At 67.5% G+C, this 23,287-nt stretch carries 26 protein-coding genes; 21 read left to right on the top strand and 5 right to left on the bottom strand.

From position 1 onward, the window contains the following. The first annotated feature begins 101 nt into the window (after positions 1–101). The 4 genes from C1922_RS07080 to C1922_RS07065 all read left to right on the top strand — a co-directional run bounded on the left by C1922_RS07080 (position 102) and on the right by C1922_RS07065 (position 2,899). Positions 102–422 (top strand): DUF3649 domain-containing protein, encoded by a 321-nt coding sequence (locus C1922_RS07080; RefSeq protein ID WP_108749121.1) that lies wholly within the window; start codon positions 102–104, stop codon positions 420–422. After that, complete coding sequence (locus tag C1922_RS07075) at positions 419–2,047, top strand: PepSY-associated TM helix domain-containing protein (RefSeq protein WP_108749120.1); 1,629 nt, start codon at positions 419–421, stop codon at positions 2,045–2,047. Before C1922_RS07080 ends, C1922_RS07075 begins: the two co-directional genes overlap by 4 nt. Next, positions 2,044–2,373 carry a DUF3325 domain-containing protein gene (locus C1922_RS07070; protein ID WP_108749119.1) on the top strand — a complete coding sequence of 110 codons (330 nt, stop codon included), beginning with the start codon at positions 2,044–2,046 and terminating at the stop codon, positions 2,371–2,373. Before C1922_RS07075 ends, C1922_RS07070 begins: the two co-directional genes overlap by 4 nt. A gap of 154 nt (positions 2,374–2,527) precedes the next feature. Next, the gene (locus tag C1922_RS07065; protein WP_234413473.1) at positions 2,528–2,899 is read left to right on the top strand and encodes a hypothetical protein; all 372 of its coding nucleotides are present in this window, start codon (positions 2,528–2,530) and stop codon (positions 2,897–2,899) included. 161 nt (positions 2,900–3,060) lie between these two features. Here C1922_RS07065 and rlmKL read toward each other — a convergent pair whose 3' ends face one another. Together rlmKL and C1922_RS07055 are read right to left on the bottom strand one after the other, a co-directional pair. Beyond that, a complete protein-coding gene (gene rlmKL, locus C1922_RS07060; RefSeq protein ID WP_108749117.1) occupies positions 3,061–5,199 on the bottom strand; it encodes a bifunctional 23S rRNA (guanine(2069)-N(7))-methyltransferase RlmK/23S rRNA (guanine(2445)-N(2))-methyltransferase RlmL in 2,139 nt (712 codons plus the stop codon). 145 nt (positions 5,200–5,344) lie between these two features. Continuing rightward, a complete protein-coding gene (locus C1922_RS07055) occupies positions 5,345–5,872 on the bottom strand; it encodes a hypothetical protein (protein WP_108749116.1) in 528 nt (175 codons plus the stop codon). A gap of 72 nt (positions 5,873–5,944) precedes the next feature. Here C1922_RS07055 and C1922_RS07050 point away from each other — a divergent pair, with 72 nt between their 5' ends. Continuing rightward, a complete protein-coding gene (locus C1922_RS07050) occupies positions 5,945–6,514 on the top strand; it encodes an N-acetylmuramoyl-L-alanine amidase (RefSeq protein WP_108749115.1) in 570 nt (189 codons plus the stop codon). Between the two features lie 407 nt (positions 6,515–6,921). Here C1922_RS07050 and C1922_RS07045 read toward each other — a convergent pair whose 3' ends face one another. The 3 genes from C1922_RS07045 to C1922_RS07035 all read right to left on the bottom strand — a co-directional run bounded on the left by C1922_RS07045 (position 6,922) and on the right by C1922_RS07035 (position 9,448). Next, positions 6,922–7,824, bottom strand: a complete 903-nt coding sequence (locus tag C1922_RS07045) for a sulfurtransferase (RefSeq protein ID WP_108749114.1) — start codon at positions 7,822–7,824, stop codon at positions 6,922–6,924. Then, on the bottom strand, positions 7,821–8,624 hold the full coding sequence (locus C1922_RS07040; RefSeq protein WP_108749113.1) for a CoA pyrophosphatase: 804 nt from the start codon (positions 8,622–8,624) through the stop codon (positions 7,821–7,823). Before C1922_RS07040 ends, C1922_RS07045 begins: the two co-directional genes overlap by 4 nt. 122 nt (positions 8,625–8,746) lie before the next feature. Then, positions 8,747–9,448 (bottom strand): FKBP-type peptidyl-prolyl cis-trans isomerase N-terminal domain-containing protein, encoded by a 702-nt coding sequence (locus C1922_RS07035; protein ID WP_108749112.1) that lies wholly within the window; start codon positions 9,446–9,448, stop codon positions 8,747–8,749. Between the two features lie 166 nt (positions 9,449–9,614). On the opposite strand from C1922_RS07035, the gene C1922_RS07030 reads away from it, so the two are divergent. The 16 genes from C1922_RS07030 (at position 9,615) to rnt (ending at position 23,066) form a co-directional block, all read left to right on the top strand. Continuing rightward, entirely contained in the window at positions 9,615–10,409 is a 795-nt protein-coding gene (locus C1922_RS07030) for an enoyl-CoA hydratase-related protein (RefSeq protein WP_199912236.1), read from the top strand. Positions 10,410–10,413: 4 nt separating this feature from the next. After that, a complete protein-coding gene (locus C1922_RS07025; protein WP_108749111.1) occupies positions 10,414–10,767 on the top strand; it encodes a hypothetical protein in 354 nt (117 codons plus the stop codon). Then, a complete protein-coding gene (gene nth / locus C1922_RS07020) occupies positions 10,767–11,453 on the top strand; it encodes an endonuclease III (protein ID WP_108749110.1) in 687 nt (228 codons plus the stop codon). Before C1922_RS07025 ends, nth begins: the two co-directional genes overlap by 1 nt. A gap of 236 nt (positions 11,454–11,689) precedes the next feature. Further along, on the top strand, positions 11,690–12,901 hold the full coding sequence (locus tag C1922_RS07015) for an OprO/OprP family phosphate-selective porin (protein WP_108749109.1): 1,212 nt from the start codon (positions 11,690–11,692) through the stop codon (positions 12,899–12,901). A 194-nt stretch (positions 12,902–13,095) separates the two neighbouring features. Further along, the gene (gene pstS / locus C1922_RS07010; RefSeq protein ID WP_108749108.1) at positions 13,096–14,115 is read left to right on the top strand and encodes a phosphate ABC transporter substrate-binding protein PstS; all 1,020 of its coding nucleotides are present in this window, start codon (positions 13,096–13,098) and stop codon (positions 14,113–14,115) included. Positions 14,116–14,607: 492 nt separating this feature from the next. Beyond that, positions 14,608–15,696 carry a phosphate ABC transporter substrate-binding protein PstS gene (gene pstS / locus C1922_RS07005; RefSeq protein WP_108749107.1) on the top strand — a complete coding sequence of 363 codons (1,089 nt, stop codon included), beginning with the start codon at positions 14,608–14,610 and terminating at the stop codon, positions 15,694–15,696. Between the two features lie 82 nt (positions 15,697–15,778). Beyond that, the gene (gene pstC, locus C1922_RS07000; protein ID WP_108749106.1) at positions 15,779–16,747 is read left to right on the top strand and encodes a phosphate ABC transporter permease subunit PstC; all 969 of its coding nucleotides are present in this window, start codon (positions 15,779–15,781) and stop codon (positions 16,745–16,747) included. Beyond that, positions 16,747–17,610, top strand: coding sequence for a phosphate ABC transporter permease PstA (pstA, locus tag C1922_RS06995; protein WP_108749105.1), 864 nt, complete (start codon positions 16,747–16,749; stop codon positions 17,608–17,610). Before pstC ends, pstA begins: the two co-directional genes overlap by 1 nt. A 19-nt stretch (positions 17,611–17,629) precedes the next feature. Beyond that, the gene (gene pstB, locus C1922_RS06990; protein WP_108751511.1) at positions 17,630–18,460 is read left to right on the top strand and encodes a phosphate ABC transporter ATP-binding protein PstB; all 831 of its coding nucleotides are present in this window, start codon (positions 17,630–17,632) and stop codon (positions 18,458–18,460) included. A 97-nt stretch (positions 18,461–18,557) separates the two neighbouring features. Beyond that, entirely contained in the window at positions 18,558–19,265 is a 708-nt protein-coding gene (gene phoU, locus C1922_RS06985) for a phosphate signaling complex protein PhoU (RefSeq protein ID WP_108749104.1), read from the top strand. Positions 19,266–19,454: 189 nt separating this feature from the next. Next, the gene (locus tag C1922_RS06980) at positions 19,455–19,781 is read left to right on the top strand and encodes a hypothetical protein (protein WP_108749103.1); all 327 of its coding nucleotides are present in this window, start codon (positions 19,455–19,457) and stop codon (positions 19,779–19,781) included. Continuing rightward, positions 19,768–20,643: a DUF692 domain-containing protein gene (locus C1922_RS06975; RefSeq protein WP_108749102.1), complete on the top strand. Its 876-nt coding sequence runs from the start codon at positions 19,768–19,770 to the stop codon at positions 20,641–20,643. The genes C1922_RS06980 and C1922_RS06975 overlap by 14 nt, the downstream gene beginning before the upstream one ends. Next, complete coding sequence (locus C1922_RS06970) at positions 20,636–21,391, top strand: putative DNA-binding domain-containing protein (RefSeq protein WP_108751510.1); 756 nt, start codon at positions 20,636–20,638, stop codon at positions 21,389–21,391. The genes C1922_RS06975 and C1922_RS06970 overlap by 8 nt, the downstream gene beginning before the upstream one ends. Positions 21,392–21,412: 21 nt before the next feature. Then, positions 21,413–21,955, top strand: a complete 543-nt coding sequence (locus C1922_RS06965; RefSeq protein WP_108749101.1) for a DoxX family protein — start codon at positions 21,413–21,415, stop codon at positions 21,953–21,955. A gap of 74 nt (positions 21,956–22,029) precedes the next feature. Next, on the top strand, positions 22,030–22,347 hold the full coding sequence (locus C1922_RS06960; protein ID WP_108749100.1) for an RcnB family protein: 318 nt from the start codon (positions 22,030–22,032) through the stop codon (positions 22,345–22,347). A gap of 134 nt (positions 22,348–22,481) precedes the next feature. Then, positions 22,482–23,066, top strand: a complete 585-nt coding sequence (rnt, locus tag C1922_RS06955) for a ribonuclease T (RefSeq protein WP_108749099.1) — start codon at positions 22,482–22,484, stop codon at positions 23,064–23,066. Positions 23,067–23,287 lie beyond the last annotated feature (221 nt).

The raw sequence follows: 23,287 nt of genomic DNA, 5'->3' as shown, positions 1-23,287 counted from the left end.
CTGATGGATGGTGCCGGTTCTGCGACCGGCACCCGGCCAGGGATGGCCCCCCGGCGCACTTCGGTGCGCCGGCCTTCTTTCAACCAACCTGCAGGATTGCCGTGGATCGCTCGCCCGCTATTGCCAGCTCCCGCCTCAGCGCCTTCTTCGCCAGCCCACGCTGGGGCGTGCTGTCCCGTTCGCTGGCCGCCATCTTCGGCGGCTACGCGCTGGCCTCGGTCAGCAGTGTGTTCTGCGTGGTCGCCCTGCCCGGCGCGCGCGGGCAGACCGTGCTGACCGGCATGATGCTGGGCATCCTGATGGCCGCCTGCGCCGCACTGTGGGCATTTGCCACGCGCAGTGCGCTTCGCGCCTGGGTCGGCATCCTGCTGCCTACCCTGCTGATGGCCGCGATCGCGCGCCTGCTGGGGGCCTGGGCATGAAGAACGGATTCCGCCAATCGATGGCCTGGCTGCACACCTGGACCGGCCTGCTGGTGGGCTGGCTGCTGCTGCTGATCTTCATGGCCGGCACTGCAAGCTACTACCGCGAAGAGATCAGCCGCTGGATGCGCCCGGAACTGCCCAGCGCGCGGGTCAGCACCGACGTGGCCGCGCAGCGCGCCGTCGATTACCTGCAGGCCAACGCCGGCAATGCCGAGATGTGGTACGTGACGCTGCCGCAGCCGCGCAACCCGGCGATGAGCACCTTCTGGCGCGTGCCGGCCGACCAGGCCGATCCGTCCAAGGGCCGTCGCGGTGCCTTCGGCGATGCAACGCTGGACCCGAACACCGGCGGCGAACTGAAGGCGCGCGAAACCCGCGGCGGTGATTTCTTCTATCGCCTGCATTTCGACCTGCACTACATTCCGGTGTACTGGGCGCGCTACCTGGTCGGCTTCTGCGCCATGTTCATGCTGGTGGCGATCATCACCGGGGTGATCACCCACAAGAAAATCTTCAAGGACTTCTTCACCTTCCGCAAGGACAAGGGCCTGCGCTCGTGGCTGGATTTCCACAACGTGAGCGCGGTGATGGCGCTGCCGTACCACGCCATGATCACCTACACCGGCATCGTCACGTTGATGATCATGTACCTGCCGTGGGGGGTGAAGGTGGCCTACCCGCAGGATGAGGACAAGTTCTTCGCCGAAGCGTTCGGTGGCATGGCCGAGGTCAGCGAGCCGGCCCAGGGCAAGGCCGCGCCGGTGGACATCGCGCGCCTGCTCGACAGCGCCCGCGCGCACTGGCACGGCGTCGAAGTGGCCGGCTTCACCATTTCCAACCCCGGTGCGGGCAATGCGGTGATCGACATCCGCCAGCGTGATGGCAAGCGCCTGTCCATCGACACCCCCTCGCTGCGCTACGACATGGTCAACGGCACGCTGCTGCAGGAAAGCCCGCCTTCCGGCGGTGCCACGGCTACCCGCGGCGTGCTGTACGGCCTGCACCTGGCGCGTTTTGCCGATTGGGGCCTGCGCGCCCTGTTCTTCCTGTCCGGCCTGACCGGCTGCCTGATGGTGGCCAGCGGCGTGGTGCTGTGGGCGGTGAAGGAACGGCCCAAGCATGCCAAGAGTGGCCGCATCGGTTTCGGCCTGCGCCTGGTCGATGCGCTGAACATCGGCGCGGTGGCCGGCCTGCCGATCGCCTTCGCTGCGTACTTCTGGGGCAACCGCTTGCTGCCGCTGGAACTGGCCGAACGCTCCAGCGCCGAAGCCAACGTGTTCTTCTACGCGTGGGGCGCGGCGCTGCTGGCTGCCTTCATCTGGCCCAAGCGGATGATGTGGACCTGGCAGCTGTACCTGGGTGCGGCCCTGTTCGCGCTGGTGCCGGTGGTCAATGCCCTGACCACCCACGCGCACCTGGGCGTGACCCTGCGCAGCGGTGACTGGGTGCTGGCCGGGTTCGATCTGTCGATGGTTGCCTTCGGCGCGATGCTGGCCCTGTGCGGCTGGCGCATGCAGCGCTGGACGCCGCCGATGAGCGCGGCCGAGAAGAAGAAGCGCGCGGCGGCGGCAGCGGCAACCAAGGCGCCGGTTGCGGCGGCCGAAGTGGAGGCCGGCGCATGATGCTGCTGGCCCTGACCCTGTCGTTCTCTGCGTTCACCGCGCTGTCGCTGGCGATGGAAAAACACCAGCAGGACCTGCATGGGAAGGCCGCGGCGGCACCGGCACGGCGCACGCAATGGCGCGTGCTGGGCTGGGTGCTGCTGGGGGTGGCCTTCGCCCTGTGCGTGGTCGACCACGGCTGGGCGATGGGCCCGGTGCTGTGGCTGGGTGCACTGACCCTGGCCGGCGTGCCGCTGGCCTTCGGCCTGTACCCGTACCGCCCGCAGTGGATCGCACCGCTGGCCATCGCCCTGCCGCTGCTGGGCCTGCTGGTGGCGCTGCTCTAGCCCCGCCCGGGGTTGGATACCGTGCGCGCAGCGCAGGGGCTCTGACCCCAGAGCCCCCCAGAGCTACAATGGCTGCATGGAATGCGTGCTGCAACGGATCGCTGGAATCGGCTTCTTTTCCCGACTGGGCGAAGCATTGCCCGTAACCGCGGGCGTGGTTGCCGTTCCGTCGCTGGCCCAGGCGCTGCAGGCCATCGATAGCGATGGCTTCGATTGGATGCCCGGCACGTTCGGTGATCCCGATCCATTCCATGGCGCCCTGCCCCGCCCGCCCGAACTGGCCGAGGCCCGGCGCGAACTCAACCGCACGCTGATGCGCGCGCTTTCCGCACTGGATCAGCCGGCGCTGCGCTGCGGTGCGCATGACCTGCATCTGGTCGCCCGCGATGCGGCGATGTTCGCCTGCCGGCAGCGGCTGCTGGAAATACACCTTGGCCTGCCGGCGCACTGGGAACCGGTGCTTGCGCTGTACGAACAGGGGCATTGGCCGCTGGCGCATGCGCCGGGGCGCCTGCTGGTGCTCTAGGGCCATCCACGCATGGCGTGGATCTGCTGGCCACACGGGTCCCTGCAAAGCGCAGTCGAGCAAGGCTCGACGCTACAGAAGCCGGTTCCGAAGAGCTCCGCGATCATCCTGGGGTCGGATCCCGTGCGCGCAGCGCAGGGGCTCCGACCCCAAGCGGGGGCTCACCCCACCCGCTTCAGTTCCCACGCGCGGTGGATGCGCGCGTTGCGCTCGAAGTCCGGGCCAATCGTACGCGCGGTGATCTCGCGGCACTGGGCGAACTCGGCGATGGCGTTTTCTTCCAGCTTGAAGCGGCGGAAGTTGTTGGAGAAATACAGCACGCCGCCCGGCGCCAGGCGCGCCACCGCTGCACGAAGCAGCTTCAGCTGCTCGCGCTGCACGTCGAAGTCGTCGGCACGGGCCGAGTTGGAGAACGTCGGCGGATCGCAGAAGATCACGTCGTACTGGCCACGATCGCCTTCCAGCCAGGCCATGGCATCGGCCTGCACCAGCAGGTGCTGGTTGCCGCCCTGCCCGTTCAGCGCCAGGTTGTCGTAGCACCACTGCAGGTAGGTGGCCGACAGGTCCACGCTGGTGGTGCTGGCCGCACCGGCCACCGCCGCCTGCACGCTGGCCACGCCGGTGTAGCAGAACAGGTTGAGGAAGCGCTTGCCACGCACCTGCTCGGCCATCATGCGTCGCAGCGGGCGGTGGTCCAGGAACAGGCCGGTATCGAGGTAATCGAACAGGTTCACCTGCAGCAGCGCATTGTTCTCGCGCACCACGATGAACTCGTCGCGCTGCTCGAAACGACCGTACTTGCTGCCGCCCTTGCCGCGCTCGCGCGACTTCATCGACACCTGTTCCGGCGGCACGCCGAACACGTCGCGCGCGGCGGCCAGCAGTTCATTGCGGCGGCGGCGCACGTCGTTTTCCGGAATGGCCGCCGGTGCCGCGTATTCCTGCACATGCAGGAAGGTGCGGCGCTGGCCACCGTCTTCTTCGTAGACGTCGATGGCGGCCGCGTATTCCGGCAGGTCGGCATCGTAGGCGCGGAAGCAGGTGATGTCCTCGCGCGCGCGCCAGCTCTTGAACTTCTTCAGGTTCTTGCGCAGGCGGTTGGCCACCATCTGCGCACCTTCGCTCAGCTCGCGCGGCTGCGCCGGGTCGCGGCCCGGTACGGCAATCGGGTCGCAGACGATCAGCGCGCATTCCAGCGCACCGTTGAACATCTGGTACTTCTTGGACGCACGCAGGCTGGTGGCGAAGGCCAGCTCGTCGTTGCCACACAGCAGGCTGGCGCGCCATTGCGGCACCGCCTTCTGCAGGGCGTTGCCCAGCGCACGGTACAGCGCCGGATCGGCGGCCAGGCGCTCGTCGTAGGGCGGATTGCAGACCACCGCACCGATCTCCTGCTCCGGTGCGGCCAGGTCGGCCACGTCGGCACGGGTGAAGCGGATGGCGTGGGCCACGCCGGCCACTTCGGCGTTCTCACGCGCGGCCTGGATCGCCACCGGATCGATGTCACTGCCGTGGATGACCGGCTTCAGTGCGGCCAGACCGGCCGCTTCGCGGTCGCGCGCTTCGGTCTGGATCGCCTTCCAGGCGGCCTTGTCGAAGCCCAGCCAACGGCTGGGCGGCAGGCTGCCGTGGCGCATCAGGCCGGGGGCGACGTCGGCGGCCATCAGAGCACCTTCGATCAGCAGGGTGCCACTGCCGCACATCGGGTCCAGCAGGCCACCGCCGGCGGCGTGCAGGCGCGGCCACTGCGCGCGCAGCAGCAGCGCGGCCGCCAGGTTTTCCTTCAATGGCGCCTCGTGGGCGGCACCGCGCCAGCCACGGCGGTGCAGCGGGCCACCGCCCAGATCGATCGACAGCGACGCACGGCCCTTGCGCAGCGACAGGTTCACGCGCACATCGGGCAGATCGGTGTTCACCGACGGCCGTTCCAGGCCTTCATCGCGCATGCGGTCGACGATGGCGTCCTTGATCCGCTGCGCGGCAAAGCGCGCGTGGGTGATCTTGTCGCCGGACACGTGCGCGTCCACCGCCAGGGTCATCTCCGGCTTGATGTGCTCGTGCCACGGCAGGGCGCGCACGCCGTCATACAGGGCCTGCTCGTCGGGGCAGTCGAACTCGTCGATCGGCCACAGCACGCGGCTGGCCAGGCGCGACCACATCACGATGCGCAGGGCCTGCGCCAGCTCGCCTTCGGCGTTGACGCCGGCGATGGTGGCGGTGGCCTTGCCAAGGCCCAGGGCCGACAGTTCGTCGGCAAGCAGGTATTCCAGGCCCTTGGCGCAGGAGACGAAGAATTTCACGGGATCGGTTCGCAGGTGGACGGGCGCGGCGCGAGCGCCAGGCCTTTCGGAAGGGAGGGCCGCGGGAACGGCCAGCAGGCCCGCGCCGGGGGCGGCGGGGCTGCCATTGTAGTCAATGCGGGCGGGCGCGCCGTGCGCCCGGGCTTCACAGCTGCCGCAGCAGGCGCTCGAAGGCCTGGGCGGAGGCCTCCACGTGCTGTTCCAGGCGGTGGCCATCGTCCACCAGCAGCAGCTGCGCCGAGCGCGCCTGCGCCCAGGCGATCACCCCGGCGGCGGGCACCACGTCGTCGTGCCAGGCCTGGACCACGCTGGTCGGCACGGCGGCGGCGTCCAGCGCCGGCATCGGGCCCATGGTGGTGGGCGGCACCATCAGGAACAGGCCGGCCACCGGCACCTGCAGCGAGGCGATGGCGGAGATGTAGGCGCCCAGGCTGGAGCCGGCCAGTACCACCGGCCCCTGCGCGGCGGCCGCGGCGGCCCGTTCCACCAGGCGCTGCAGGCGGGTACGCACGTCGCCCACGCGGCTGACCTCGCTCATGGCGTCCAGGTCGGTGTAGTCGGGGCGCTCGTGGGTCCAGCCCAGGCGCTGGGCGACTTCGGCCAGCGCGGTGACCTTGGTCGCCTCCGGGCCACTCTCGAAGCCGTGGGACAGGATGCAGTGGCCGCGGCTCATGCATGCGCTCCCAGGGAGCGGTTCAACGTCGATCGGGAAGGCAGGTTCATCCTGCAATGCTAGCATCGCCGCATGCCCACCCCGCTCCTGCCCGGCCTGCAGCTGCAGCCACTGCCCTACCACGACCGCCTGCCCCTGCGTGATGCCGTCAGCCTGCGGATGGTGGTGATCCACTGCACCGAGCTGCCCGACTTGGCGATGGCCCGCGAGTATGGCGAGCGTGTGCTGTACGACAGCGGCGCGGGCAACAGCGGGCATTTCTACATCGATCGCGACGGCAGCGTGGTGCAGTACGTGGCGCCCGAACGCATCGCCCATCACGTGCGCGGCATGAACGCGGACACGGTGGGCATCGAACTGGTCAATACCGGGCGTTACCCGGACTGGTTCGACAGCCGTCACCAGGCGATGGACGAGCCGTATACCGAGGCGCAACTGCAGGCGCTGGAGGCCCTGCTGCAGGCGCTGGTGGCGCGCTATCCGTCGCTGCGGCAGATTGCCGGGCATGACCAGCTGGACCTGGAACAGGTGCCGGCCAGCGATGATCCAACGCTGACGGTGGCGCGTAAACGTGATCCCGGCCCGTTGTTCCCGTGGGCACGGGTGCTGGCGAAGGTGCCGTTGCAGGGGTTGGGGGAGTAGCTGGCAGGGCTGCGCCCTGCACCTGCCGAGGCAACGGCACCGGCAACGGCAACGTCAAAAGCGGGCTTTCCGTGGGAGGCGAGGTGGGTCTGGCTGCGGGGGACGCTGCAAGTCCCCCTCCGGGGCCCGGCCCAGCCGCTGGCGGCTGGGCGTTCGGGCGCTTGCGAAGCAGTGCTTCGCAAGCAAAGCGCCCTCACCCATGTAAGCTCGGTCGCCGCATCCATGCGGCTCACGCCCCCTCAACCGGACCTACGCCGCCTTCGACAGTTCGCCGCAATCTGTTGGAACCTGCTGCTGATGGTGGGTGCCGACCGTTGGTCGGTACGGGGTCAAATCAATCGAAATGCGCTTTTGTAGAGTCGAGCCACGCTCGACTGCGCCTTGCACGGCTACCGACCCCGCGCGACTCAGGCGCCGGTGGCGACCGGGCGGCTGCTGTCGCTGACCCAGCCGCTCCAGGAGTCGGCGTAGATGCGGGCGCCGCTCAGGCCGGCGCTTTCCATCGCCAGCAGGAGGTGGCAGGCGGTCACGCCCGAGCCGCACATCAGCACCACCCGCTGCGGGTCCTGGCTGCCAATCACGCTCTGCAGTTCGGCGCGCAGTTCCTGTGCATCGCGCAGGCGACCGTCGGCCACGTTCAGGGCAAAGGGGCGGTTGACTGCACCGGGCACATGCCCGGCCACCGGATCCAAGGGCTCCACTTCACCGCGGAAACGCTCGCCGGCACGGGCGTCCACCAGCCAGCCAGGGGCGTGCTTCAGGCGCGTGGCGATCTCATCAGCGCTGGCCACCTGGGTGCTGTCGAAGCGTCCCGGATAGGGCGGCTGGGCGGCCACCTCGCTGCGGCCGGTCACCACCGGCTGGCCGGCCGCCAGCCAGGCCGCCATGCCGCCGTCGAGCACGGCCACGCGGGTGTGCCCGATCAAGCGAAGCAGCCACCACAGGCGCGCGGCGGCCATGCTGCCATCGCTGCCGTCGTACACCACCACCTGGGTTTCAGGGGTGATGCCCCATCGCCCCAGCGTTGCGGCGAAGGCATCGCTGTCCGGCAGCGGGTGGCGGCCGTGGCCGGTGCGGGCCAGGTTGGACAGATCGTGGTTCAGATCGGCGTACACCGCACCGGGAATATGCCCGGCGGCGTACTGCCCTGCCCCGGCCTGCGGGTCGGCCAACGATGCACGTGCATCGACCACGCGCACGGCGGTGCTGGCAGTGGCGCGGGCATCGACCACGCGGATGGATTCGCCCAGTGCAGCGGCCAGGCGGGGCACATCGACCAGGGTGGTCCACGTCGTGTCGTTCGGCGTCATGTCACTTGCTCCAGGCGGCGGCGCAGGTTGTAAAGGATGGCGGCCGTGGCGCCCCAGATCCGTTGACCGGGCCAGCCGTATTCCAGCACGTGGCGCACGCGTCCGCGATGGTTGATCTCGACCTGGTGCAGGTTGTCCGGCGCCATCAGGTAATCCAGCGGTACTTCGAATACTTCGGCTACTTCGCTGGGCTGGGCGACCGGCACGAAGTCCGGATCGATCACCGCCACCACCGGGGTGACCCGGTAACCGGTAATGGTCACGAACGGGTCCAGGTAGCCCAGCGCCTGCACCTGGGTGGGCGCCAGCGCGATCTCTTCCTGGCTTTCGCGCAGCGCAGCAGCCAGCGCGTCGCGGTCATCCGGTTCGGTGCGCCCACCGGGAAAACCGACCTGGCCGCCATGTTGGCGCAGGGTTTCGGTGCGGCGGGTCAGGATCACCTGCGCGCCGTTGGCACGCGGCACGATGCCGGCCAGCACGGCCGCCTCCACCGCCGGGCCCGGCGGCAGCAGGTCGATCAGTTCGCTGCGGTTCCAGCCATCGCCCTGCGGCGGCTCGGCCAGCGGATGCAGCGCGCGCAGCAGGCGTTCGTGGTCGGCCAGCGAACCCCGCAGTGAGTGCTGCAGTTGTTCGCGCAGCGGCAGCAGCCGATGCAGCACGTGGTCGCGTTCGGTGTCGCTCATCGACGACCACCGCGCGATTTCATCGAGGGTCCGCCCGCAACCGGTACAGCGCCGGGCCAGGTCCAGCTTGCACACGCCGATGCAGGGGCTTGCGACAACACGCGACGTTTCTTCCATAGTTTGCACCCCTGCAACAGTAGCGCGAATGGCCATGTTTGGGGCAGCGTCGGCCACCGTGTGGCGCGCAAATAAAAACGCGCCGGTGGAAACCACCGGCGCGTTCGGTTCACTACTTCGATTTACTTGACGCTGACCAGCTTCACTTCGAACTGCACCGCCACGTTCGGCGGGAAGCCGGTACGCGGGTCGGCGCCGTACGCCTGGTCCGGCGGCAGGGTGATTTCCCACTTCGAGCCTGCCGGCATCTGCAGCAGGGTCTCGCGCATGGCCTTCATTTCGACTTCGCTGACCTTGATCGACGGAATCTGCTGAGCCGGACGCGCTTCGGTCGGACGCTGGCCGAACGGGTACGGACCGGCCACTTCCAGCTGCACGGTGCTGGCCTGGGTCGGCTTGGCGCCCTTGCCGGCTTCGATCACGCGGTACTGCACACCGCTCGGCAGCGACTGCACGCCCGCCTTGGCCTTGTTGGCCGCAACGAACTGGTCGCTCTTGGTCTTGTTTTCGGCAGCAGCCTTTTCGTACTCGGCCTTGGCAGCCTGGGCACGGCCCTGCTCGCGCTTCTGGAACGCTTCAACGGCCGGCTTCAGCTGCTCGGCGGTGATCGCCGGCTGCTTCTTGGCGTAGGCGTCCTGCAGACCCTTCACCACCGAGTTGATGTCCAGCTGCTCACCGCGGGCGGTCAGCTCTGCCAGGTTGTTGCCGTAGTCGTAACCGAAGTAGTAGCTCAGCTTGCCCTTTTCGGACGAGACGTCCTGGGCGAAGGCATTGCCCGTCAGGGCCAGGGCCGCGACGGCGACCGCGATAGAACGCAACTTCATCAAACAGTTCTCCAGGGGTGGTAACTCAGGGACGTTCTGCGCCGCCCTGAGGCGACGGGTTAGGATAGCGGCCATAAGGTGGAACCGCCACTGACCACGCAGGCTATGACCTGTCTGCGTTTCAAGAGTTCAATCTCACTTTTTTTTAACGTTTCAGGAGTCTTCCGTGGCCCCAGCCCCCGCCGAGCACCCCGTTACCGTGGCCGACGACGGTGCCATCCGCACCCTCACCGTGCAGCGCCCGGAGAAGCTCAATGCACTGAACGCGGCCACCCTGCAGGCCCTGGCGCAGGCGTTCAGCGCCGCGGCCGCCGAGCCCTCGGTGCGGGTGGTGGTGCTGACCGGAGCGGGCCCCAAGGCCTTCGTGGCCGGGGCGGATATCGCGGAAATGAACACCCTCAGCGCGGTTCAGGGACGTGACTTCTCGCTGTTGGGCCAGCAGCTGATGCGGCAGATCGAGCGCATGCCCAAGCCGGTGGTCGCCCGGGTGAACGGGTTCGCGCTGGGCGGCGGGCTGGAACTGGCCATGGCCTGCCACCTGCGCATCGCGGCCGATACCGCCAAGGTCGGCCAGCCGGAGATCAACCTGGGGCTGATTCCCGGTTTCGGCGGCAGCCAGCGCCTGCTGCGCCTGTGCGGCCGCGCCGCCACCCTGGAACTGTGCCTGCTGGGCGCCCCGATCGACGCGGCCCGTGCGCTGGCCCTGGGCATCGTCAACGAAGTGGTGCCCGCCGATGCGCTGGACGCGCGCGTGCAGGCCGTGGCGCGGCAATTGGCGCAGTCGGCGCCGCTGGCCCTGCGTGGCCTGCTGGACGCGGTACACGTGGGTGGCGAATGCAGCCTGGAATCCGGCCTGGAATACGAGAGCGCGCAGTTCGGCCTGCTGTTCGCCACCGAGGACATGCGCGAAGGCACCAGCGCGTTCCTGCAGCGCCGCCCGCCGGCCTTCCAGAACCGCTGACGCCATGGCATCCCGACCCAACCCCGTGCAGCTGTTTGCCCGGGTCCAGGCAGACGATCTCGACGGCGCGCTGCAGGCAGGCCTGATGGACTACGTGGCCCGCGCAGACGATGCGCGCCTGTTGCCTGAGCACCCCGAACTTGCGCAGCGCCTGCTGCACGCCCAGCAGCAGCTGCAGCGCGCCTGGGCCGCACGCGAGCGCTATCGCGACCGTGCCGTGCGCCTGGCCCGCCGCGAAGCCGAGCGCGATGCACGGCGCATGCCGGCACCGGCGCCGGACGTGAAACCTGCCCTGCCTTCCGCCGCCGCCGCCATCCTGGCCCGGGCCAAGGCCCGCGCGGCAGGCAAGGAACAGTAATGGCCACCGCGAAGAAGACCCCGCGCGCACCGGCGCGCCGCGGCAGCGTGATGCCGCGCGCCGACGTGGTGGAAATGTTCACCCGTCTGCGCGAACTCAATCCGCACCCGAAGACCGAACTGGAATACAGCACGCCCTTCGAGCTGCTGGTGGCGGTGGCGCTGTCCGCACAGGCCACCGACGTGGGCGTGAACAAAGCCACCCGCCGCCTGTTTCCGGTGGCCAATACACCGGCAACGATCCTGGCACTGGGCGAGGAAGGCCTGAAGAAGTACATCGCCACGATTGGTCTGTTCAACGCCAAGGCGAAGAACGTGATCGCCACCTGCGCGATCCTGCTGGAAAAGCATGGCGGCGAAGTGCCGCGCGATCGCGACGCACTGGAAGCCCTGCCCGGCGTGGGCCGCAAGACCGCCAACGTGGTGCTCAACACCGCGTTCGGCGAGCCGGTGATGGCGGTGGACACGCACATCTTCCGCGTGGCCAACCGCACCGGGCTGGCCCCGGGCAAGAACGTGCGCGAAGTAGAGGACCGGCTGGTGAAGGCCATTCCGGCCGAGTTCCTGCTGGATGCGCACCACTGGCTGATCCTGCACGGGCGCTATGTGTGCAAGGCACGCAAACCGGATTGCCCGGGCTGCGTGATTGCCGATCTGTGCCGGTTCAAGGAAAAAACCGCCGCGTAGGCGGGCGTACCCAGGGTCGGATCCCTTTCGCAGAGGCTCTGACCCGCCACCGACAGCATCCACGCGTGGTGTGGATCTATTGCAATCGGGGCGCAACCGCAGCGTCACATGCAAGCGTTTACATCGGCAGGCCCTGCCGTGGCGGGGCGTGCAGTTGCGCGTGAACTGTCACATTTACGCAATCTTCACCTTCTAGCCTGCGCGCATCTTCCCACCTGCCTGCAAGGCTCCTTCCCATGAAACTGCATCACCAACTCCTGACGGTGGCCGTGGCTGCTGCGCTGTATGTGCCGGCCGCCCACGCTGAAGTCGCCATCGATGTGATCGGCGGTTCGGAAATCACCTTCGAAGGCCTGGTCCAGGCCGACGGCAACTGGTTCGACAATGACGTCGTGGACCTCAACGGCGGTGACGCCGGCAACGGCAAGGACAGCGAATTCGAACTGCGCCGCGCCGAGCTGGTGCTGAAGGGCAAGGGCCCGGGCAACGTGGAATGGGTGGTCGGCTACGACGCCAAGGCTGACAAGTTCCTGGACACCAACGTGAAGTACAAGCTGGCCGGCAACAGCAGCCACTTCCTGCAGCTGGGCCAGTTCAAGCAGCCCAACAGCCTGGAAGAACTGTCCAGCACCAAGAACAACGACTTCATTTCCAAGGCCGCGGTGACCAACACCTACGCCGTCGCCCGCCGCCTGGGTGGCGCGTACAGCTACGGCCAGGACAACTGGTCGGTCACCGCCAGCGCCTTCGGCCGCGAACTGACCCGCAACCTGGCCCACGGCAGCGGCTACGGCGCACGTGGCACCTGGGCGCCGATCAACGACAAGGGCCAGGTGCTGCACTTCGGCCTGAGCTATGTGGACTACGACGCCGACGCCGACACCCTGCGCGTGCGTGCCCGCCCCAACGCCGACCTGGCCACCGCGCGCCTGGTCGACAGCGGCAACATGACCGACACCGACCGCGTCAGCACCGTCGGCGCCGAAGCCATGTACTTCCAGGGCCCGTTCAAGGCCCAGGCCGAGTACTACAGCAGCAAAGCCAAGCGCTATGACCACGACAACTACACCAGCGACGGCTACTACGTCAGCGGCGTGTGGAACGTGACCGGCGAAACCTGGAGCTACAAGGGCGGCACCCCGGGCACCGGCCTGCCGGACAACCCGGCCAGCGGCCAGTGGCAGCTGGGCGTGCGCTACGACCACATGGATCTGAACGACGGCAATGTAAGTGCCAACCCGGTGGCCGGCCGTCCGCCGATCGTCGATGGCGTGCTGGGCGGCAAGATGGACATCTGGACCGTCGGCGCCAACTGGTACTGGCGTTCGAACTTCAAGCTGATGCTGAATTACGTGATGGTGGACAGCAAGAAGTACAGCTCCAGCGCCCGCGGCTTCGTCAATGACGATCCGAACATCCTGGAAGCCCGCGCCCAGTTCTTCTGGTAAGCAGCGAGCGCTGCGGCGCCCGCGCTGCGCGCACCCAAGGCACGGCTTCGGCCGTGCCTTTTTTGTTGCGGCCACCGCCACCCACGCTGTCATGGATGCGTCATGTGACAGACGCAGGGGTGTCACGCAACCGTTATGGAATGTGCACCGAAACGTCGGGCAGCCGCCCTTCGACCACCCCAGGAGTCTCTCCCGTGATCCACGCCTTCAAGTCGCGCGCCGCTGTCGCCATCCTGGCCGCATCGTCCGTGTTTGCCGCCAATGCCGCCGATGTGACCGGCGCGGGCGCATCGTTCATCTACCCGGTCATGTCCAAGTGGTCGGCCGACTACAGCGGCGCCACCGGCAAGAAGGTGAACTACCAGTCGATCGGTTCGGGCGGCGGCATTGCCCAGATCAAGGCGGCGACCGTGGACTTCGGTTCTTCCGACGCCCCGCTGAAGCCGGAAGAACTGGCAGCCGCCGGCCTGGCCCAGTTCCCGTCGGTGATCGGCGGCGTGGTGCCGGTGATCAACGTGGCCGGCGTTGCCCCGGGCGCGCTGAAGCTGGACGGCCCGACCCTGGCCAACATCTTCCTGGGCAAGATCAAGACCTGGAACGACCCGGCCATCGCCGCCCTGAACAGCGGCCTGACCCTGCCCAACGCCAAGATCACCATCGTCCACCGTTCGGACGGCTCGGGCACCACCTTCAATTTCGTCAACTACCTGTCCAAGGTCAGCCCGGAGTGGAAGAGCAAGGTCGGTGAAGGCACCTCGGTGCAGTGGCCGGCCGGCATCGGCGGCAAGGGCAACGAAGGCGTGGCCGCCTACGTGAAGCAGATCAAGGGCGGCATCGGCTACGTCGAACTGTCCTACGCGCTGCAGAACAAGATGTCCTACGCGGCGATGAAGAACGCCGCCGGCAAGATCGTGCAGCCGTCCGATGCCTCGTTCTCGGCCGCTGCCGCCAGCGCCGACTGGGCCAGCGCCAAGGACTTCTACCTGGTCATGACCAACGCCCCGGGCGCCGAAGCGTGGCCGATCACCGCCACCAACTTCATCCTGGTGCGCAAGCAGCCGAAGAACGTGGCCGGCGCCAAGGCCACCCAGGAATTCTTCCGCTGGGTCTACAAGAACGGTGATGCGCAGGCCAAGCAGCTGGACTACGTGCCGCTGCCGGACACCCTGGTCAAGCAGATTGAAACCTACTGGACCCAGAACCTGAAGTACTGAGTGGCGTAGCAAGGCGTTCCCCCGCAGGAACGGGGGCCGGCGGGTCCTCTCTCCCCCGCCGGCCCCAACGGGCGCTGGACCTTCGGGTCCGGCGCCTTTCTTTTTTGGGGTGCACCGGTTCTGTAGAGTCGAGCCATGCTCGACTGATGGGCCGTAGTCGAGCACGGCTCGACTCTACAACGGCGAAAAGCAGGTCGAGCACGGCTCGACTCTACAACGGCGAAAAGCAGTCGAGCATGGCTCGACTCTACAACGGCGAAAAGCAGTCGAGCATGGCTCGACTCTACACGGGCAGAATCCCGCCCACCGAGCGCAGTCCAGGGCCGCGGTGGCCCCGGGCAGCCCCGCCCCGGGCGTTACCGCCCCCGTGAAACCCCCGTCAGAACGTGATGTCCGACACCTCTGTCATGGACGTCATACGGCTGTAACAAAAACATCATTTCATAGCCGCATCCGCCGACGGTGTCGGCTCTACCCCGCTATGGAGTGACCATGAAACTGCACTCGGCCGGCCTCGCCGCCCTTTCCCTGGCCATCGCCCTGGGCCTGTCGGCCTGCGGTGGCGACAAGCAGGCCGCGCAGCAGCCGACCGCCGACAGCGCCGCCGCCCCGGCCGCTGCCGGCGACAAGGTGACCGCTGAAGTGTCCGGCGCCGGCGCCTCGTTCATCTTCCCGCTGGTGTCCAAGTGGTCGGCTGACTACAACACCGCCACCGGCGCCAAGATCAACTACCAGTCGATCGGTTCGGGCGGCGGCATCGCGCAGATCAAGGCCGGTACCGTCGACTTCGGTTCGTCGGACAAGCCGCTGGCCAGCGACGAACTGGCCCAGGCCGGCCTGGCCCAGTTCCCCTCGGCCATCGGCGGCGTGGTGCCGGTGGTGAACATCGAAGGCCTGGAAGCGGGCAAGCTGCGCCTGACCGGCGCCCTGCTGGCCGACATCTTCCTGGGCAAGGTGAAGACCTGGAACGACCCGGCCATCGTCGCCGCCAACCCGGGCGTGACCCTGCCGGAGGACAAGATCACCCTGGTGCACCGTTCGGATGGTTCGGGCACCACCTTCAACTTCTCCAACTACCTGTCCAAGGTCAGCCCGGAATGGAAGACCAAGGTCGGCGAAGGCACCTCGGTGCAGTGGCCGGACGGCGTGGGTGGCAAGGGCAACGAAGGCGTGGCCTCGTACGTGAAGCAGATCAAGGGTTCGATCGGCTACGTCGAACTGGCCTATGCCCTGCAGAACGCCATGCCCTACACCGCCCTGCAGAACGCGGCCGGCACCTGGGTGCAGCCGAACGCTGAAACCTTCGCCGCGGCTGCCGCCAGCGCCGACTGGGCCAGCGCCAAGGACTTCAACCTGGTCATCACCAACGCACCGGGTGAGCAGGCGTGGCCGATCACTGCCACCAACTTCATGCTGATGCAGAAGCAGCCCAAGGATGCCAAGCGCAACCAGGACGCCCTGGCGTTCTTCAAGTGGGCCTTCGAAAACGGCCAGGCCCAGGCCAACGAGCTGCACTACGTGCCGCTGCCGGCCGAGCTGGTCAAGCAGATCGAGGCCTACTGGGGCACCGAGCTGAAGTGACGGACCCGACGGTGCCCGCCCTGCGCGGGCACCGTCTCTACCACGCCGTGCCGCCCCGCCCTTTCCTGGCCCTGCCGTCCCCATGAATGCCATCGCCCAGCCTGTAGCCGCCCCGTCCACGCGTGACACGCGTGATGCCCGCAACGACAAACTGTTCCGATGGGTGCTGGTCGGCACCGTCATCTTCGTCCTGATCGCCCTGGCCTGCGCCGCGCTGTCGATGCTGTGGGGTGGTCGCCACGCCCTGCAGATGCAGGGCCTGAGCTTCTTCTTCTCTTCCGACTGGAACCCGGTCGAAAACAAGTTCGGTGCGCTGGCCCCGATCTACGGCACCCTGGTCACCGCGCTCATCGCGATGGTCATCGCCGTGCCGGTCAGCTTCGGCATCGCCTTCTTCCTGACCGAGGTCGCCCCGCGCTGGCTGCGTGGCCCGGTCGGCACCGCCATCGAACTGCTGGCGGGCATTCCCTCGATCATCTACGGCATGTGGGGCCTGTTCGTGCTGGTGCCGGTGATGACCGAGTACGTGACTCCGTTCCTCAATGAAACCCTGGGCGAGTGGCCGATCATCGGCCCGGTGTTCCAGGGCCCGCCGCTGGGCATCGGCATGCTCACCGCCGGGTTCGTGCTGGCGATCATGGTCATTCCTTTCATCTCGTCGGTGATGCGCGAAGTGTTCCTGACCGTACCTACCCGCCTGAAGGAATCGGCCTATGCGCTGGGTTCCACCAAGTGGGAAGTGAGCTGGGACATCGTGCTGCCCTACACCCGCTCGGCGGTGATCGGCGGCATCTTCCTGGGCCTGGGCCGTGCGCTGGGCGAAACGATGGCCGTGGCGTTCGTGATCGGCAACAGCGTGCGCCTGTCGCCGTCGCTGCTGGAACCGGGCACCACCATCGCCGCGCTGATCGCCAATGACTTCGGCGAAGCCACTGAAACCTACCGCTCGGCGCTGCTGCTGCTCGGCTTCGTCCTGTTCATCGTCACCTTCGTGGTGCTGGCCATCGCCCGCCTGATGCTGATGCGCCTGTCCCGCAAGGAGGGCAACTGATGTCCACCACCGCTGATTCGCTGTACCTGCGCCGCCGCATCGGCAATGTCGTTGCCATCGCACTGTCCTGCGCCACTGCGCTGTTCGGCCTGTTCTTCCTGGGCTGGATCCTGTTCACCCTGGCCGCCAAGGGCCTTGCCGGCATCAACTGGGATCTGTTCACCAAGATGACCCCGCCGCCCATGCAGGAAGGCGGCCTGGCCAATGCCTTCTTCGGCAGCGCGGTGATGTGTGCGCTGGCGATCGGCATCGGCACCCCGCTGGGCGTGCTGGCCGGTACCTGGCTGGCCGAGTACGGCAACGCCCGCAAGGCCGGCACCGTGGTCCGCTTCGTCAACGACATCCTGCTGTCGGCACCGTCCATCGTGCTGGGCCTGTTCGTCTACACCCTGTACGTGATGCAGACCGGCGGCAGCTTCTCCGCCTTCGCCGGTGCGCTGTCGCTGGCCTTCATCGTGCTGCCGGTGGTGGTGCGCACCACCGACGAAATGCTGCGACTGGTGCCTTCGCAGATGCGTGAAGCGGCCCTGTCGCTGGGCATCCCGCAGTGGAAGGTGATCGTGCAGGTGCTGTACCGCAGTGCATCGGCCGGCATCATTACCGGCATCCTGCTGGCCCTGGCCCGCATTTCCGGCGAAACCGCGCCGCTGCTGTTCACCGCCTTCGGCAACCAGTACTGGAACAGCAACGTGTTCCAGCCGATGGCCTCGGTGCCGGTGGTGATGAACCAGTTCGCCGGCAGCCCGTATGAATCCTGGCAGGTGCTGGCCTGGGCCGGCGCCCTGGTGCTGACTGTCTTCGTGTTGCTGGTCAGCCTTGCCGCCCGCGGCATCCTGCTGCGCAACCGTATCTCCCATGACTGACCTTTCCGTGGATACCGCCATGAACGACCTCTCCAACGCCGTGCCGATGCAGCGCATCGCGGTGCCGGCCTCGCACGAGAACCTGCACACGCCGTCGCCGGTCAAGCTGGCCGCGCGTGGTCTGGACTTCTACTACGACAAGTTCCACGCCCTGAAGGGCATCAACCTGGAGATCCCGGAAAAGCGCGTGACCGCGCTGATCGGTCCCTCCGGTTGCGGCAAGTCGACCCTGCTGCGCATCTTCAACCGCATCTACGCGCTGTACCCGAAGCTGGAGGCGCGTGGTGAGGTGCTGCTGGACGGCGAAAACATCCTGTCGCCGAAGTACCCGATGAACCGCCTGCGCAGCAAGGTCGGCATGGTGTTCCAGAAGCCGGTGCCGTTCCCGATGACCATCTTCGAGAACGTGGCCTACGGCATCCGCCACCACGAGAAGCTGAGCAAGGCCGACATGGCCGACCGCGTCGAGCAGGCGCTGCGCCAGGGCGCGCTGTGGGACGAAGTGAAGGACAAGCTGGGGCAGAGCGCGCTGGGCCTGTCCGGTGGCCAGCAGCAGCGTCTGTGCATTGCCCGTGCCGTGGCCCTGCGCCCGTCGGTGCTGCTGCTGGACGAGCCGACCTCGGCGCTGGACCCGATCTCGACCAGCCGCATCGAGCAGCTGGTGGAAGAGCTCAAGCACGAGTACACCATCGTCATCGTCACCCACAACATGCAGCAGGCAGCGCGCGTGTCCGACTACACCGCCTTCATGTACCTGGGCGACCTGATCGAGCACGACCGTACCGAAGTGATCTTCTCGCAGCCGTCGCAGCGGCAGACCGAGGATTACATCACCGGTCGTTTTGGCTGAAGCAGCAGTCGACAGACAGACAATGTCAGTCGAGCATGGCTCGACTCTACACATCACGTCAGTCGAGCATGGCTCGACTCTACCGAGCGGAACAACCATGAATCTTCCCAACGACCATATCGTCAAGAGCTACGACGAAGAGCAGCAGCGCCTGGTGGCCGAAATCGTGCGCATGGGCGAGATGGCCGTCGCCCAGCTGGAGGCGTCGATGGACGTCATCGAGAAGCGCGACGAGAACGCCGCCCACCGCATCATCGCCAACGATGAAGCGATCGACCAGCTGGAGCAGCAGATCAGCCACGACGTGATGCGCCTGGCCCTGCGTGGCCCGATGGCCCGCGACCTGCGCGAGATCCTGGCCGGCCTGCGCATTCCGGCCGACATCGAGCGCATTGGCGACTACGCCGCCAACGTGGCCAAGCGTTCCATCGCGCTGGGCAAGGTGCCGCCGCTGCCGCAGATCCAGGGCCTGCGTGCGCTGGGCCGCCTGGCCGCGCAGCAGGTGCGCCGCGCCATCGCCGCCTACCGCGACAACGATGCCGACGCCGCGCTGGAACTGCGCCAGGACGACGCCCGCCTGGACGCCCAGTACACCGCGCTGTTCCGCGAGCTGCTGACCTACATGATGGAAGACCCGCGCAACATCACCCCGTGCACGCACCTACTGTTCATGGCCAAGAACCTGGAGCGCGTGGGCGACCATGCCACCAACATCGCCGAGAACGTCTGGTTCCTGGTGCACGGTGAGCAGCCGCTGCCGCCGCGTGAGAAGCGCGACGAGACCTCGAGCACAGACCACATCTGATACTGCGCTGCAACAGCAGATGCGCGTCTGAAGGCCCCTGTCGGAATGACGGGGGCCTTTTCGTTTGCGCGCACGCCGTCTGTAACAATTCTCACGAAAATTTGAGTCCTCGGCGAGGATTCGGTGAGTAGGATGACTGCACCATCGTTTCACCCCGGGCGCCCGCCCACCACCCAAGGAGTTCGACCGATGAGCAGTTCCAACAAGACCCTGTCCCTGCTGACCGCCACTGCACTGGCCGCGGGCCTCGGCGTGACTGCCAGTGCTTCGGCCCTGAGCATGACCGACCTTGCCCAGGGCTATCTGGTGGCCGGCCAGGCGGCCAAGGCTGCCGATGCAAAGCACGCCGAAGGAAAGTGCGGTGCCGAGGGCAAGTGCGGCGCCGACAAGAAGTCGGCCGAGGGCAAGTGTGGCGAAGGCAAGTGTGGCGCCGACAAGGGCAAGGCCAAGACCGACGCCGGCAAAAAGGCGGCCGAAGGCAAGTGCGGCGAAGGCAAGTGCGGTGGCAAGCACTGACGCTGCGGCCAGCGTCGTCCACCCACGGTTGCCGCTGCCCGCGGCAGCCGTCGGGGTGGGCCTGCGGCGGGCGCTGCTGCAGGACCTGCGCGATGCCCCGGCCGGTGATTTCGATTTCCTGGAGTGCGCGCCGGAAAACTGGATCAACGTCGGTGGACCTGCCGGCGAGGCGTTGGATGAACTGGCCCGGCGCCATCCACTGAGCTGCCACGGCCTGTCGTTGTCGCTGGGTGGCAGTGCTGCGCTGGACACCCAGCTGCTGCAGCAGGTCGGCCGCTTCCTCGATCGCCACCGCGTGCCGCTGTACAGCGAGCACCTGAGCTACTGCAGCGACGAAGGCCAGCTGTACGACCTGCTGCCGATCCCGTTCACCGAAGAGGCCGTGCGCCACACCGCGGCACGCATCGCCCGCGTGCAGGACCTGCTGGGCCGCCGCATTGCCGTGGAGAACGTGTCCTACTACCTGGCCCCGCAGCCGGCGATGGATGAGTTGGCCTTCACCAACGCCGTGCTGGCCGAGGCCGACTGCGACCTGCTGCTGGACGTCAACAACGTGTACGTCAATGCCTGCAACCATGGCTACGATGCCGACGCGTTCATCGCGGGCCTGCCGGCGCAGCGCATCGTCTGTCTGCACGTGGCCGGCCACCTGGACGAGGCCCCGGACCTGAAGATCGATACCCACGGCAGCGCGGTGATCGACCCGGTGTGGGCGCTGCTGGAACGCAGCTACGCCCGCTTCGGCCCGCGCCCCACCCTGCTCGAGCGCGACTTCAACTTCCCGCCCTATGCCGAACTGCTGGGCGAACTGCACACCATCCGCCGCCTGCAGGCCCGCCATGGGGAAGCTGCACATGGCTGACGCTCCAACCACCCTGCGCGCGCAGCAGCACGCGTTCACCGCGCACCTGCGCGACCCGCAGCACGTGCCCGCGCCCGCCGATCTGGATCCGCGACGGGTGGCGGTGTACCAGCGGCTGCTGTTCAACAACCTGCTGGGCCTGCTCGGCAATGGCTTCCCGGTCTGCGTGCGCCTGCTCGGCGAACCGGCCTGGGCCGACCTGGTGCGGCACTACTTCGCCCACCATCGCGCGCGCACGCCGCTGTTCACCGCGGTGGCGGCCGAGTTCGTGCAATGGCTGCAGGCGCAGCCGCAGCTGCCCCACCCCGCGCTGGCCGAGCTGGCGCACTACGAATGGGTGGAGACCGAGCTATACCAGCGCGCGGCCGAGCCGCTGCCACCGGCCACCGGCATTGACCCGATGCAGGTGCCGCTGCGCTGTTCGGCGCTGGCCTGGCCGCTGCTGTACGCCTGGCCGGTGCACCGGCTGGGTAGCGATGATGCCCCTGCCGACGTGCCCGCCGAACCGACCGGGCTGCTGGTCCGCCGCGATGCCGACGGCGTGGTGCGCTTTGCCCAGCTCAGCCCCTTGGCCGCGCACTTGTTGATGCTGATCGTCGAGGCGCCCGGCAGCACCGGCCAGCAGTACCTGCAACAGTTGGCCCGCCTGTACCAGCTCGACGCCAAAGGTCTGACCGACGCCGGCAGCGCATTGCTGCAGCAGTTCCTGCAGGCCGGTGTGATCGGCCCGCTTCCCACCGTGGCCTGATCGGCCCAAGGAGATTTCCCGATGAAAACCCCCTCCCTGGCCGCCCTGAGCGGCCAGCTGGACCGCTGCGGCCCCTGGCTGGCCCCACTGGGCATCCGCCTTCTGCTGGCCTGGGAGTACTTTGAATCCGGCCGCGAGAAACTACTGGGCCAGAACTGGTTCAGCGAACTGCAGCACGCCTTTCCGTTTCCGTTCAACCAGCTGCCGGCCAGCGTGAACTGGCAGCTGGCCACCTGGTTCGAACTGGTCGGTGCGGCCTGCCTGTTGTTCGGCGTGGGTACCCGCTACGCCGCCGCCAGCCTGCTGGTGCTTACCGCGGTGGCCACCTACGCCGTGCACTGGCCGATGCACTGGGAATCGCTGGGCGACCTGGCGATGGGCTATGCGATCAGCGAACAGGGATATGGCAACTTCAAACTGCCGGTGCTGTTCATGGCCATGCTGCTGCCGCTGCTGTTCAACGGTGCAGGACCATTGAGCGTGGATGCGTGGATGACACGCTGGCAGTCGCGCCGCCCCGTTACATGCCGATACGCACCGAAACCGCGGGATCGGCCGATTTAATCGCCTATTCATTAAAAAAATCCGATGCTGGATCCGTGGCCTTGACGACCACGTCCTTCCCCCGGAGTTACCCCATGAAGCGCCTGATTGCCGCCACCCTTTCACTGACCCTGCTGGCCACCGCCGTTTCGCCCGCCATGGCCGCACCCTATGGCGCTGGTGGCCGCGACGACCACCATGGCCGCAAGGATCACCACGACGACCGTCGCGATCCGCCGCGTCGCGGCCACAAGCTTGCCCATGACCACCGCGGCGAGTTCGTCCGCGACTACCGCCACCATGGCCTGCGTGCCCCGGCACGCGGCCAGGAATGGCGCAAGGTCGACGGCCGCTACGTGCTGATTGCCGTGGCCACGGGCGTGATCGCCGATGTCGTGCTGGCCCGTCGCTGATCCCGGTGCAACGCCCGGCCATGCGATGCGTGGCCGGGCGCTCAGGGTCGCTCTGCTAGAATCCGCGCATGAATGACCCCATCCCCGCAGCTGACGCCGCCCCCGTTTCCGTAGCACCGCCGGCGCAGCGCGCGATGTCGCAACGCTTCCGCGGCTTCCTGCCGGTGGTGGTCGATGTGGAAACCGGCGGCTTCGACAGCCAGCGCAACGCGCTGCTGGAAATCGCTGCCGTGCCGATCGAGATGGACGAGAACGGCCTGCTCTACCCCGGCCAGACCGCCAGCGCGCACGTGGTTCCCGCCGAAGGTCTGGAAATCGATCCCAAGTCGCTGGAAGTGACCGGCATCATCCTGGACCACCCGTTCCGGCTGGCCAAGGAAGAAAAGGCGGCGCTGGACCACATCTTCGCCCCGGTGCGCGCGGCCATGAAGAAGTACGGCTGCCAGCGCGCGATCCTGGTGGGCCACAACGCCCATTTCGATCTGGGCTTCGTCAATGCTGCCGTGGCCCGCACCGGCCACAAGCGCAATCCGTTCCATCCCTTCAGCGTGTTCGACACCGTCACCCTGGCCGGCATCGCCTACGGGCAGACCGTGCTGGCACGCGCGGCCAATGCCGCCGGGCTGGGCTGGGATGCCAATGAAGCGCACAGCGCGGTGTACGACACCGAACAGACCGCACGGCTGTTCTGCACCATCGCCAACGCCTGGCCGCGGTAAACGGCCAACGGCGGCGCCCCTCGCGGCGCGCCCGGCAGAGGTTGGGCTGGGCCGGGCGGGTGGACTGCGCAGGGGACGCTGCAAGTACGTCCCTGTAAGCTCGGTCGCCGCATCCATGCGGCTCACGCCCCTGCGCAGCCCACCCGCCCGGCCACGGACAGTTTCCTGTGCCCGCCACGGAAAGATCAGAAAAACAAAGTGCAGTAGATCCACGCCATGCG

The sequence above is a fragment of the Stenotrophomonas sp. ZAC14D2_NAIMI4_7 genome (assembly GCF_003086675.1).
GTDB lineage: Bacteria > Pseudomonadota > Gammaproteobacteria > Xanthomonadales > Xanthomonadaceae > Stenotrophomonas.
Note: the sequence above shows the minus strand (reverse complement) of the source record. Positions and strands in the feature narration are given on the sequence as shown.

What these genes read in the sequence shown, in the direction of transcription:
- C1922_RS07045 (WP_108749114.1), bottom strand. Translation starts at nt 7,824, where the DNA reads ATGACGCCGAACGACACGACGTGGACCACCCTGGTCGATGTGCCCCGC.
- C1922_RS07055 (WP_108749116.1), bottom strand. Translation starts at nt 5,872, where the DNA reads ATGAGCCGCGGCCACTGCATCCTGTCCCACGGCTTCGAGAGTGGCCCG.
- C1922_RS07035 (WP_108749112.1), bottom strand. Translation starts at nt 9,448, where the DNA reads ATGAAGTTGCGTTCTATCGCGGTCGCCGTCGCGGCCCTGGCCCTGACG.
- C1922_RS07050 (WP_108749115.1), top strand. Translation starts at nt 5,945, where the DNA reads ATGCCCACCCCGCTCCTGCCCGGCCTGCAGCTGCAGCCACTGCCCTAC.
- C1922_RS07025 (WP_108749111.1), top strand. Translation starts at nt 10,414, where the DNA reads ATGGCATCCCGACCCAACCCCGTGCAGCTGTTTGCCCGGGTCCAGGCA.
- C1922_RS07040 (WP_108749113.1), bottom strand. Translation starts at nt 8,624, where the DNA reads ATGGAAGAAACGTCGCGTGTTGTCGCAAGCCCCTGCATCGGCGTGTGC.
- C1922_RS06970 (WP_108751510.1), top strand. Translation starts at nt 20,636, where the DNA reads ATGGCTGACGCTCCAACCACCCTGCGCGCGCAGCAGCACGCGTTCACC.
- phoU (WP_108749104.1), top strand. Translation starts at nt 18,558, where the DNA reads ATGAATCTTCCCAACGACCATATCGTCAAGAGCTACGACGAAGAGCAG.
- nth (WP_108749110.1), top strand. Translation starts at nt 10,767, where the DNA reads ATGGCCACCGCGAAGAAGACCCCGCGCGCACCGGCGCGCCGCGGCAGC.
- rnt (WP_108749099.1), top strand. Translation starts at nt 22,482, where the DNA reads ATGTCGCAACGCTTCCGCGGCTTCCTGCCGGTGGTGGTCGATGTGGAA.
- C1922_RS07070 (WP_108749119.1), top strand. Translation starts at nt 2,044, where the DNA reads ATGATGCTGCTGGCCCTGACCCTGTCGTTCTCTGCGTTCACCGCGCTG.
- pstC (WP_108749106.1), top strand. Translation starts at nt 15,779, where the DNA reads ATGAATGCCATCGCCCAGCCTGTAGCCGCCCCGTCCACGCGTGACACG.
- C1922_RS06980 (WP_108749103.1), top strand. Translation starts at nt 19,455, where the DNA reads ATGAGCAGTTCCAACAAGACCCTGTCCCTGCTGACCGCCACTGCACTG.
- pstS (WP_108749107.1), top strand. Translation starts at nt 14,608, where the DNA reads ATGAAACTGCACTCGGCCGGCCTCGCCGCCCTTTCCCTGGCCATCGCC.
- pstA (WP_108749105.1), top strand. Translation starts at nt 16,747, where the DNA reads ATGTCCACCACCGCTGATTCGCTGTACCTGCGCCGCCGCATCGGCAAT.
- C1922_RS07015 (WP_108749109.1), top strand. Translation starts at nt 11,690, where the DNA reads ATGAAACTGCATCACCAACTCCTGACGGTGGCCGTGGCTGCTGCGCTG.
- C1922_RS06965 (WP_108749101.1), top strand. Translation starts at nt 21,413, where the DNA reads ATGAAAACCCCCTCCCTGGCCGCCCTGAGCGGCCAGCTGGACCGCTGC.
- C1922_RS06960 (WP_108749100.1), top strand. Translation starts at nt 22,030, where the DNA reads ATGAAGCGCCTGATTGCCGCCACCCTTTCACTGACCCTGCTGGCCACC.
- pstB (WP_108751511.1), top strand. Translation starts at nt 17,630, where the DNA reads ATGAACGACCTCTCCAACGCCGTGCCGATGCAGCGCATCGCGGTGCCG.
- C1922_RS07075 (WP_108749120.1), top strand. Translation starts at nt 419, where the DNA reads ATGAAGAACGGATTCCGCCAATCGATGGCCTGGCTGCACACCTGGACC.